Genomic DNA, 11,873 nt, shown 5'->3' on the forward strand with positions numbered 1-11,873 from the left:
CACAGCACTATAACTGATAGTAACTCAAGCCTTAAGTGGTATGCCCACAGTAAAGCAACTACCATGCCCAAGCTGACTGTTCAGATCAACATAACCGTTGTGAAGTTCAACAATTTGCTTTACTATTGCCAGCCCTATTCCTATGCCTTCGTAATTGCGGTTAAGCCCACTGTCAATCTGTAGAAACGGTTGAAATAACCTGTTTTGATCGCTAGGGGAGATCCCAAGCCCAGTATCAGTAATTGCGAAATAAATCCAAGAGTTAATATTTAACACTTCCTGATGATTAGCTCCCTGCTCTAACGAATCTGATGTCTTGGTAATACCAGAAGAGGTTATTTGCTTACTGTCTGGCTGATCCATCTTTACTTCCATGCTGACCGCACCACCAGTTGGAGTAAATTTGATCGCATTTTCGAGTAAGTTAATTAATACTTGCCTTATCCGAATCGGATCGGCTTCAAAGAATTTGATGTCTGGATATATGTTTATCGTAATTTGAATTTGCTTTTTGAGAGCCTGTTGTTTCACAAAGTCTAGACAGGAATTACATAAATCGGCGATCGGCACAGATTCGATATCGAGTTCCACTAAACCTGTTGTAAGCTTTGAGATATCTAGAATATCATTAATCAATTTCAGAAGATGATTACTACTACTTTGAATGAGGGCGATCGCATCCTTTTGACTAGGATTGATCGAGCCATAAATTTCTTCAAGTAAACATTCCGACATACCCAAGATCGCGTTAAATGGTGTCCGTAACTCATGATTCATCATGGAAAGAAATTCATCTTTTAATTTAGAAACTCTTTTGAGTTCTACATTAGCGCTCTCAAGATTAGCATTTAGCTCTATTAGTTCTAGATTAGTTTGCTCAAGGGCTACCTGATGCTTGGCAAGTTGTTTATCTTGCTCATATCTACGCAAAGCTTCCGCTACAGTTAGCCTCAAATCTGTTTCGTTCCAAGGTTTAGATATAAAACGATAGAGGTTTCCGCGATTGACGACATTGCCAATATCTTCAACATTGGCTTGTCCTGTTAGCATCACCTTGAGGATCTGAGGATGGTGGTGATGGACTTCGATTAAAAATTCATCTCCTTTCATCTTCGGCATAATCTGGTCGGCAATTACCAGAGCAACATCCCCCCCGTTGGATAATATCTCCTCAATAACTTCTAGTGCTTCATTGCCACTTTCGGCAATTTCAATCTTACAATCTGAGAAAAAATGCATTAACTGGTTTCTAAGCATCAGTAGAACATTGCGCTCATCATCAACACAAATAATAGTTGGTTTGTTTGTCATCAGTTTCTAAAGATGGAGTTGATATTACTAGGGAATTAAAAATGCGATAGTTCTTTAATAATACCAATTCACGAAGGTGTTGCAACACTTTCGTGAATTAAAAAACAAACCCCATAAGGATTTTAAAAACATAAAATGGCTATGCCATTTTGTGTTTTGGTATTAGATTTGGATTGGGATCAAGTAGCCCAGTATAGCTAAACCCAAAAGCTAAAATCTTGTTTCGACCGCGTAGCGGTCGAAACAAGATTTTAACTTTTGGGTTTGCATGTCTTATACCTAATAACTTAATTGACGTTCAGTAGTGTGGGGATTCAGTCAAAGGAATAATAACTGAAAATGTGACTCGCCCACTTTGACTTCTAACTTGAATATTACCATCATGCTTTCGCACTATCTGTCGGACAATATCTAATCCTAGTCCACTGCCTTCACCTCTTGGCTTGGTTGTAAAAAACGGTTCAAATAGTCTCGGCATTATTTCATCAGGAATTGCAGCACCTGAATTAGTGATTTCAACTACCACTTGTCCTGATTGCTGCGCGATCGCTATTTCTAGAGTTCCCGCTTTACCGATCGCGCCGATCGCATAGATAGCATTGTCTATCAAATTAACCCAAACCTGCGTAAGTGCATCTGGGTCACAGAGAAGATCGGGGACTGGCTCATATCTGCGAATCACCTCTATTCCTTGCTTCAAACGATTTTGATATAGCGTCAAGGCGATCTCAATCCCATCACTAATTTGGATGAGGCTTTTCGCTTCCGATTGGCTTTGATGGCTGTAGGTTTTGAGCGCAAACACAATCTTTGCAGCGCGATCAACTTCCTGTTGAATGTTGTTAGTACATTGATATTGCAATACCATATCGTACGCTATCTGCAAGATTTCATTGCTATTGTCTGCTTGCAGGATCGATTCATAGCTTTGCAGGGCTTCTCCTGTCCGCAATAGGATAAGCTGCATTGCTATGTTCTGAAAATTGTTAACGCCTTGAGCTTTTAACGATGCTTCAATCTGTCGGCGCTGTTTTCGTTCTTCTTTGGTTGAGAGTGTTTGTTGATTTTGGAGCGATGTATTTACTAATCTGAGAAATGCTTCTTGCTGCTGAGGTGAAAGGCTTTGAATCAATTCTGGAAGCTTTTGTAGAGAGTTCTGAAATGCTGAAAATATATTACTAGCTGCGGCGCGGATTACTCCCAGTGGAGTATTAATTTCATGAGCTACACTGGCTGTGAGTTGCCCTAATGCTGCCATCTTTTCAGAAAAAATTAGTTCGTTTTGTGTGGTCTGGAGATTTGTTAAGGCTTCAGAAAGCTCTTGGGTACGTTCTTCAACTTTTTGTTCTAGGGTTTGAGAGTACTCTTCGAGTTGTTTGGCTTGTAATTGCAACTTTGCTTCAGCAGCTTTGCGATCGCTGATATCTGTGTGAGTTCCCAACATCCGTAAGGGTTGATGAGAACTATCCCATTCAACAATCTTACCTAACGAAAGAATCCATTTCCAGTCACCGTTTTTAGTGCGTTGTCGAAATTCTACGATGTAATTGGCAATTTCTCCATTCACATAGGCTTGATAAGTACCTGCAACTCGCTCTAGATCGTCTGGATGCAGACGTTCGATCCACCTAGCGTTTGTTTCCTGAAATTCGGCTGGATCGTACCCCAACATGGTGGCATATTCAGTACTGACGATCGCATTACCAGTTTGTAGATTGAGATCGTATAGTCCCTGATTTGCAGCCATCAGTGCTAAACGTAGACGTTCTTCGCTATTTTGCATATTCACTTCCGCTTTTTTGCGATCGCTAATATCGCGAGCCACCCAAATGACCGATTGCTCACTCATGGGAGAACATCTTGCACTAAACCAGAATTCTTTATCTTGGATCAACAGGCTATATTCATATTCTTGAGTTTTTTGTTTGTCTAGAGTCTTCCTGATTACTGATAGAAATTGTTCAGATTGTTCGGGCGGAAAAATCTCTTGAATTTTTTTGCCAATGAGTAGATCGGGAGGGAGATAAAGCTTGTCTGCATTAGTTGGGGCTATCTTAATATATGTTCCAGTTCGATCTACCACAAAGACAACATCATCCATCCCCAAAAACAAGCTGCGTAGTTCTAATTCAGATGCTTGTAAAGCTGCCTCTGTTCTTTTTTGCTCACTGATATCACGCATAATCGTTGATAGGTATTCCAGTTCGCCTGATGGGGCTTTATGTGCCATCAAAACTTGCGATACAGGAATCTCTTGTCCTTCTGGAGTCAATATTGCTGTTTCTCCAGTCCAATGACCCTGTTGAACTGCTTGAGGGATTGCTTTTTGATAGAGTAGATCTAAAGCCCATTGAGGATGGGAATCCTGTATCTGATAACCTGCCAACGATGCGCTTTGCTCAATGTTTAAAAATTGGCGTAATCTTTGGTTTGTCCAAGTAATTTGACCGTCTGGACTAGCAGTACCAATATAGTCTGAAGACGCTTCTAGAATTCTTAACAAACGTGTTTGTTCTTTTTCTAGATTTTTGCGATCGCTGATATCCCGCAAAATCCCTTGTAGCCCGATCGCACTTCCATTGACATCAAAAATGGGGGTCATATTTAGCGTTACCCATAGATAACTACCATCTTGGCAAAGGTGACGGAATTCTATGTTTTGATGCTTCTCTCCTTGCTCTAGCGCCAATCTAGCAGGTGCAATAGCCTTTTCTAAGTCATCAGGATGAATCAATTTTATTAAGGACTGTCCTATCCATTCACCAATGGAAAAACCAAACATGGTCTGAAACTGGGGAGACAGATAGGTAAATATGCTATCGGAATTTGCAGCCCAGATCATGTCATTGGCTCCTTCCACTAGCGTTCTGAATTTATTTTCACTCGCATACAGTGTTTGATAGAGTTGGGCATTTTCTATGGAAATTGCAGCTTGAGAGCAGATTAGGTTTAGCACTTCAAGGCGATCGCTTGTAAATGCTCCTATGGTCAAGCTGTTTTCTAGATATAAAATCCCGATTAACTTGCCTTGTTTTAGAATGGGCATACATAGAACGCTTTTGGGGCGATATTTGAGAATGTAGCGATCGCTTGCAAATTGGGCATCTTGTCGGGCATCACTCAAAACTATGGGTTCTAAACTATGCTTGACTTGATTGACGATACCAATCGCCATATCTTCATTGTGTTCTAAGGATAAGGGAGATGGCAATATTTGCGAAGGTTGTCCAGATTCCACGAGCGCGACAATTTGCAACTCTGGTTCTGATTGCAACAGTAAGACGCATTTATCGGCTCCAGAATTAATATTGGCAATATTTAGGAGCGCTTCTAATAGTTTTGAAAGCTCTATCTCTTCAGAAATTGCTTGCGAAGCTTTTAGCAGAGTCGTTAAATCTATTGCTTCTGAGGTGCTACTAGAGGAACTGGACGATTTTTTCTGGAAAGAGCCAATGGAGTCTCGAAGAATAGGTGCGAGTAGTTGGGGATAGCGATTTTCGAGGTCGGTGACTTTGGCGATTGCTCCCCAGCGAACATAGCCATAATAGGCTTCAGTCATATAGACTTGAGCTATTTTCTCTCTGCCCCAATCAAGATAAAACTTCGCGGCGAGTTCGTTGGCAAGCGCTTCTTCTTGGATGTAACTGTTTTCCTTTGCACCTGCGATCGCGCGATCGTAAAGTTCGATTGCTTCTAGTTTATTCCCCAATACATGTTGACGTTCTGCTTCTACCAAGTAGAATTTGTGTAAATGATTCATTGGTGCATTTTCTGCCCACTGTTTCAGTTTTCCTTGATTGACTGCAACTTTTTCAAGATATAGAGAACGCTCCGTATCATTCAATGATTGACAAAACTGCAAATAAATTAGAGAACCATAGAAGCAGAACGTCGTGACAACAAATGTTCCGACCATACTATCAGCATAGGACTCCAATATCACTGCGTACTCTGCGGCTAATTGATATTGACCAAACAAGTAGGAGAGAACGATTTTATTGCTATATAAGTAGCAAAGGTCTGAATAATCATAAGCTTTTTGGAGTTTTGGAAGTTCAAGCACTTCAGCAAAGACTTCCCCTTCCACCTGATAGGGGATAGCTGACTGTCCGAGTAAGTTCAGTACAGTTTGATAATAGATAGCATGGATAATCAGCGCATTTTTTTGTTTGAGATGTAAGAGAATCTGGCCATAGGTTTTCATCTCCACGGCTAAAGTTGATAGTTCCTGCCCTGCATAATAGGCATGAGAACAATAGATTGCCGCATTTAACGTGCAACCCTCTAAATCTCCTGTTTCTAATCCAATTTGATGAGCTTTTCTGAAATAGGGTAGCGATCCCCGAAGTGATTCTTTCCAATGACTAATAAAACTATGCACAACAAAATAGGTACGACTTTTGCCGCCCTGTAGATGAAAACGCTCAAGAACGTTCAAGGCTAGTTGTCCAAACTGGTATCCTGCGTTAAAATCGCCCATAACTCCACAAAGCAGTAATCCATAATCAGCGTAAGAAAATGGCGAAATCTCACAATTACCGAAAGAAATCAACAACTCAATCTGCTTAAAGACCAATAATGACAACAACATTGGATCTGATTGGAAAGCAGAGGGTGTCATTTGCGTTAGGACACGCATTGTAGCTAACTGCACTGGATCGGTCATCAGAGGTGAATCTAACAAGCCCAAAATGTCACTATTTATCCATAAACTTTTAGTTCTCTCTGCAACTTGTTGAATGTAATCAGGAGTAATTCGTTCGGGGAAATATACGCCTAATAAAGCAAGTAATTGCAATCCAAAATTGAGTGATTCCTGTGCCTTGCCCTGTGCTTTTATTCCCAATATTTTGATTTCGCATACTCGAATTCTATCAATTAAATTTTCAGTATGGGAGAGTACGATCGCAACATATTCCTCCATTTGCGCGTAATTTGTACTTAAATAAGCAACTTCTGCGAACAACTCATAGATCGTTCGAGTTAAATCATGTTGTGTATTCCAGCTATCTTCTGTTAAATGTTCAATGCAGATTTCTAAATACTGAATTGCCGCATCATAAGCAGTTGATGTTTTAGCTTTTTGAGCCGCCATAAAATTTAATTGTAACAGTTGCTCTCGCTCTGCAGCTTGCATAAGACTGCGACCAATATTCAAGTGATTGATCGTGACAAAAAAGCGATTTAATGTTTCTGCCGCTAAAGCCTTGCTAAGTTGCAGTTGACCAATCGTTAAGTGAGTAAACTGCTTTTGCTCCTCTGGAATCAGCGAATAAGCAGCTTGCTGAACGCGATCGTGCAGAAACTTATAAGTTGCATTCGCGTCAGTTGGCGCAATAGCATTTGTATCAGTTTGCGAAAAGAACTTATAGTCTTCCGTCGTGGGAATAATAAAACCTTCTTGTAAAGCTTGCCATAGCGCCGTTGCTGCACTTTCTGGAGGTTGTTGGGAGGCGATCGCTAGCGTCTGTAAATCAAACTGTGCGCCAATACAAGCAGCCACTTTGAGAACATCCTGAGTATCTAAAGGCAACTTCTGTAATTGGCTTGCCATAAACTCAACCACATCATCGGCATGAGTTAATCTCGCTTTTGCGATATCGCAATGCCAATTATGCAAATCCCAATTAAAAGTAATGCTCTTTTCTTCATATAAAGCCTTAAGCAACTGCATTGAGAAAAAGGGATTTCCTTCAGTCTTTTGATACACCAATTCTGTCAAAGGTAAAGCGCTGGGCAAATCACAAATCAAAGTATCAGCAATCCATTGATGTATATCGTCTTGGCTCAATGCTTGCAAAGTAATCTTGTTCACCGTTAAACCCGCCTTGATCACTTCTGATATTGTCATCATCAATGGATGAACTGGCGATACTTCGTTATCTCGATAGGCTCCCAACATCAATAGTTGTTTTGTGTCTTGTATTAACAGTTGCATTAATTTTAATGAAGACAAATCAGCCCATTGCAGGTCGTCCAAAAACATCACAAGGGGATGTTCGGGCGCGGCGAAAACTTGAATGAATTTTTGCAGCAGTAAATTGAAGCGATTTTGAGCCGCATTACCAGAAAGTTCAATAACATTAGGTTGACCGCCAATAATTCCTTCTAGCTCTGGGATCACCTCAACGATGACCTGCCCGTTCTCTCCCACTGCGTCAAGGACTTTGGTTTTCCATACTTTCAGTTGAGCGTCACTTTCACTCATCAGTTGTCCGATCAAGCTGCGAAAAGCCTGTACAAAAGCCGAAAAAGGAATATTGCGATTGTATTGCTCAAATTTACCTTTGATGAAGTAACCATGTTTCTGCACTATGGGTTTATGGATTTCATTAATGACGACGGTTTTGCCGATGCCCGATGATCCTGCCACTAGCATTAGTTCGCTATTGCCTTGAGAAACTCGCTCAAAGGTGGCTAAGAGACTAGCTACTTCGGCTTCGCGTCCATAGAGTTTTTCGGAGATGGTGAAGTGATCGCTTAGGTCTCTTGTGCCAATTACAAACTCAGTAATGGTTCCTATTTCGTTAAGCTGATGCAGACAAACTTCAAGATCGTGCTTTAAACCCAATGCGCTCTGGTAACGATCCTCTGCATCTTTTGCCATTAGTTTAAAGACAATTTGGGTGATCGCCTCTGGGATCTCTGGGTTCAATTCGCTTACAAATGGTGCTGGCTTAGCAAGATGACAATGCACTATTTCCAAGGGATCGTCTGACTTAAATGGCAATTGTCCTGTCAATAGCTCAAACAAAGTTACGCCTAGAGCATAAAAGTCACAGCGATAGTCGATCCCCCGATTCATCCGTCCTGTTTGGCAGGGAGCCATATAAGCGAGAGTACCTTCTAAGGTATTTGTACTAATTAGCATCTGCGTCTGATGGGGCAGTAATGTCGCTAGTCCAAAATCAGTTAACTTAATCTGCTTCGTAATCGGTTCAATCAGAATATTGCTGGGGTTGATATCTTTGTGAATCACGCACTGACGATAGAGATCGTCCAAAATTGTTGCCAGTTGGATCGCGATCGCTAAAACTTCGGTCAGATTGAGAGGATTACCTGAAATGTAATCAGAAAGAGCGATATATCCCTCATCAGGCATGACTAAAATGTAGCCATTGCCATAGTTTTCTAAGCCAATAGGTTTAGCAATGCCTTGGGAGTTGAGTCTTTTTGCGATTGTGTAATGGTTTCTCAGTCGAAGCAAATCTTGATGTGTGGGGTGATCGCTTCTCAATATTTTCAGCACGACAGGCTGACTATCAGCTATGCATATGCCTCGATAGACAATTGTTCTGCTACCAGCATAAATTTGCTGCTCTGGTTGATAGCCTTGAATTGGGAGAAAGCGATCGCTACTTTGAGATGGGGATGTCTGCATAGGTTTCTCCAGAGTCCATGACTGGTAAAGGTAAGCGTACACTGAATGTGGTTCGACCTGATTGACAGTGAACTTGAATATCACCTCCATGTTTTTGGACAATTTGACGCACTATATCCAGTCCCAGTCCACTCCCTTCTCCTCTTGGCTTGGTTGTAAAAAATGGCTCAAATAGTCGAAGTCTTATTTCTTCGGGAATTGCTGCTCCTGAATTAGTGATTTCAACTACCACTTGTCCCGATTGCGGTGCGATCGCTATTTCTAGAGTGCCTACTTTACCGATCGCGTTGATCGCATAAATGGCATTGTCAATTAAATTAACCCACACTTGCGTCAGAGAATCTGGATCGCCGAGAAGATCGGGGACTGGCTCATATTTACGAATCACCTCTATTCCTTGCTTGAGGCGGCTTTGGTAGAGCGTCAAAGCGATCTCAATGCCATCGCTAATTTGGATGAGGCTTTTCTCCCCAGTTTCACTACTGCGATGGCTATAGGTTTTAAGTGCGAAAACAATTTTGGCTGCGCGATCGACTTCCTGTTGAATGCTAATGGCATTCTGGCTTTGTTGCACCACCTTATATGCAACTTGCAAAATGTCATAGCATTCAGGAACCTCAAGAATGGGCTGATAGACTTCTAGAGATGATTCTATCCGTAAGAGAGCGATTTGGTTGGCGATCTCTTGGGTCTCAACCAGCCCCAACGCATCCAGTTCTGTTTGCAATCGCCGCCGCAGTAGTCGTTCTTCTTTGGTTGAAAGAGACTGCTGCTGCTGAAGTGAAGTATTAACCAAAGCAATAAAAGCAGCCTGTTGTCTAGGATTCAAGCGTTGCATCAACATTGGCAATTGTTGCAGTAAATTGTTTAAAGCAGCGATAATATTGCCTGTGGCACTCCGAATTACGCCTAAAGGAGTGTTGACTTCATGGGCAACGCTAGCAGTAAGTTGTCCTAGGGCTGCCATTTTTTCTGACTGAATCAGTTCTGCTTGAGTAGCTTGAAGGTTCACTAAAGTCTGAGATAGTTCGTGAGTGCGTTCTTCCACCTTCTGCTCTAGGGTTTGAGAATATTCTTCCAGTTTGAGAAATGAGCTTTCCAATTGTTGCGCCATATCATTAAACGACTTGGCTAACTCTCCCAATTCATCATCACTCTCAGTTGACAAAGATTGATGCCATTCTCCATTGGCAATTTTCTTAGCAGCTTCATTTAAGAGCAAAGTCCGATTAACAATGAGCCATTGCGCTAACCAACGCACGATGATGATCGTTGAGGCTAAAATGATCAGAAAAATTCCTAGGGCGATCGCTCTGCCGAGAACTTTGGTTTGAATGATCGAACTTGCATCTAATTCGATCGCTAAAATTCCCTCTAAGCGACCAAATTGATCTTTGATGGGTGCATACCCATACAACACAGGTTTATCATCTCCATTCTCAAACAAATCATTCTCAACTTTAGGTTGAGATAGGGTAGCACCTTTTTCTAAGAGGATTGGCGTTAATTCTTTTAGAGTTTCTCCCACTGATACTGATTGTTGAGAGTCGGGATCGGAATGTAACACAATGTTGAATTGCCCCTTACCTTGCGGACGTAGAGTATAAATGCGTTCAACCCCTTTAGTAGTAGCTTGAACCGTTTGGATTTGTTTGAGATTAATCGTATAGTAAGGCTTATCCGTATCCTTGGCGCTTAATGTGAGCGAATGATAGTCACTGTCAATTAGCGGTACTGTTAAACTCAGCAAGTCTAATAGGCGATCATGCATTGCCTGCTGATGTGCTGTCCGAAATTGCCAGTAAAGAGTGGTAGTGAGTACCCCAGCCATCAGGGCAATTAAGCCTGAGTAAGCCACAACAACTTTGGTACTGAGATTCCAACGAAACATCGCTATTCCCCCTGTGATTATTCAACTCCTAAGCTGGCACGGTAAGCCTTTAATTGGGCTTCTCGTCCGACGCGATCTGTAGTTTTCTCCCATTCTTGCTCGATTAGTTGCATGGTTTCTTGACGAGTTATTTTCCCTGAAAGAAATTTTGTTAGAGCCTTATCCAAAATTTCTCGCTGGTAAAGGGCATTTTCAGGAACGCGCAGATCTAATACCATGTTCGGATTTTTCAAACTCACTGAAATCCCACCCAAGTATTTACTAACAACGGACTCTTGCATCCCCGCCTCTAACCAGTTTTCACGGTTCGTAAACTGCGAGATGCGGTAGGGATTAAAGCCTGTAATTCCAATCGTGACATCAACATTTGCTTGTGCAGGTTGACTAATGTAGGAAATCAGCGCATAGCCAGCTTCTTTAACGGCGGGTTTGGCAGCAGCATTAATCCCTCCAACCCATCCTCCGACCGCCCCATAGGGAGCATGGTTGACTCCATCAATGGCATAGGGACAAAGAAATTTGTCACAGGCTGCTAATTTACCCGTTTTGCGATCGAAAACTTGTTGGCTACCTGGCAATACCAATGCACCAAATTTATCAGGGATTTTCGAGATGGCTGGATCGATCGCCAGTGTCCCCGTATCACCCCAATCTAGGGTCAGCGCACAGCGTCCATCCATAAACAGCTTTCTTGCGCCATCGAGATTCAAAGTTAATTCGTCTGGTGGTGCGTATTGAGTCGTTTCTTTGTAAATATCAAGCGCTTTAGCAAAAGCCTCGTTATTCACTAATGGCTTCATGGTTTCTCGGTCAAAAAATCCGCCCTGTTGCGTTCCTTGAGTTTGTAGAAACGAACTAGCGACTGACCAAAAAAGTTGATGGTTGACATGCTTTGGCTGTTTAGCCATGCAGGAACCATAGTCTGGTTGCCCATCAGCATTGAGGTCTTGCCCATGAAATTTTTTGGCAACAGCTACATAATCATCCCAAGTTCGTGGAGGAGTTACCCCTGCTTTTTCTAATAAATCCGTGCGGTAGTAAACCATGTGAAAGTCCCCATCCACTGGAACTGCATAGATTTGCCCCTGATAGGTCGCGGTAAAATCCCGAAAAAAGGGTGCTACATCATCCCATTGCAGTTGGCGATCGGCTTTTACTAGAGGTGCTAAGTACAGGACAAAAATTTAATGGAGTTGAAGAAAGCCTCGGAATTGAGATGGATGTCAAAGATGATATGACGCAGAAAATCAAAACCAAGACGAAAAATGCTTTTAGGTAAGCGACCGTGCT

The 11,873-nt window shown here is 41.9% G+C and carries 5 protein-coding genes; 1 reads left to right on the forward strand and 4 read right to left on the reverse strand.

Going from position 1 to position 11,873, the window contains the following annotated elements:
• Positions 1-24: 24 nt before the first annotated feature.
• The 4 genes from VB775_RS06580 to VB775_RS06595 form a co-directional block, all read right to left on the reverse strand.
• A complete protein-coding gene (locus VB775_RS06580) occupies positions 25-1,311 on the reverse strand; it encodes a hybrid sensor histidine kinase/response regulator (protein ID WP_281007630.1) in 1,287 nt (428 codons plus the stop codon).
• Positions 1,312-1,609: 298 nt separating this feature from the next.
• Positions 1,610-8,692, reverse strand: a complete 7,083-nt coding sequence (locus tag VB775_RS06585; RefSeq protein WP_281007631.1) for a PAS domain S-box protein — start codon at positions 8,690-8,692, stop codon at positions 1,610-1,612.
• The gene (locus VB775_RS06590) at positions 8,667-10,583 is read right to left on the reverse strand and encodes an ATP-binding protein (RefSeq protein WP_281007632.1); all 1,917 of its coding nucleotides are present in this window, start codon (positions 10,581-10,583) and stop codon (positions 8,667-8,669) included. Before VB775_RS06590 ends, VB775_RS06585 begins: the two co-directional genes overlap by 26 nt.
• Positions 10,584-10,600: 17 nt before the next feature.
• A complete protein-coding gene (locus VB775_RS06595; protein WP_323216667.1) occupies positions 10,601-11,767 on the reverse strand; it encodes an ABC transporter substrate-binding protein in 1,167 nt (388 codons plus the stop codon).
• On the opposite strand from VB775_RS06595, the gene VB775_RS06600 reads away from it, so the two are divergent.
• A complete protein-coding gene (locus tag VB775_RS06600; protein WP_323216666.1) occupies positions 11,701-11,862 on the forward strand; it encodes a hypothetical protein in 162 nt (53 codons plus the stop codon). The genes VB775_RS06595 and VB775_RS06600 overlap by 67 nt on opposite strands.
• Positions 11,863-11,873: the final 11 nt, after the last annotated feature.

The sequence above is a fragment of the Pseudanabaena sp. CCNP1317 genome (genome assembly GCF_034931345.1).
GTDB lineage: Bacteria > Cyanobacteriota > Cyanobacteriia > Pseudanabaenales > Pseudanabaenaceae > Pseudanabaena > Pseudanabaena galeata.

What these genes read in the sequence shown, in the direction of transcription:
- VB775_RS06580 (WP_281007630.1), bottom strand. Translation starts at nt 1,311, where the DNA reads ATGACAAACAAACCAACTATTATTTGTGTTGATGATGAGCGCAATGTT.
- VB775_RS06585 (WP_281007631.1), bottom strand. Translation starts at nt 8,692, where the DNA reads ATGCAGACATCCCCATCTCAAAGTAGCGATCGCTTTCTCCCAATTCAA.
- VB775_RS06590 (WP_281007632.1), bottom strand. Translation starts at nt 10,583, where the DNA reads ATGTTTCGTTGGAATCTCAGTACCAAAGTTGTTGTGGCTTACTCAGGC.